Raw genomic sequence first — 233 nt, 5'->3', positions numbered from 1 at the left:
GCCATTGACAGAAGCGGGTAATTTTGCCGGACGAGCGCATGGTTAGCCGTATCAGTATTTTTGGCTAACGCGCCGATCGAAATTCCGTTAGAGGTCGAGCTAATTTGCGCCAGATTCAAACGTGAGATGTCAACAAGTTCGCTGGGGCGCTCGACATATTCTTTCATCAAATCAATCAAATTTGTCCCGCCTGCGAGAAACTGTGCCGTTTGATTAGCGGAAACGGTGCCAAC

1 protein-coding gene is annotated in these 233 nt (G+C 48.9%); it reads right to left on the bottom strand.

Going from position 1 to position 233, the window contains the following annotated elements:
- Window positions 1–233 (bottom strand): FAD binding domain-containing protein (locus ACEYW6_RS36855; RefSeq protein ID WP_412983700.1); only part of this gene is annotated, 233 nt, incomplete at both ends.

This window comes from Nostoc sp. UIC 10607 (assembly GCF_047228265.1).
GTDB lineage: Bacteria > Cyanobacteriota > Cyanobacteriia > Cyanobacteriales > Nostocaceae > Nostoc > Nostoc foliaceum_A.
This window is presented reverse-complemented; position numbering and strand designations above follow the sequence as displayed.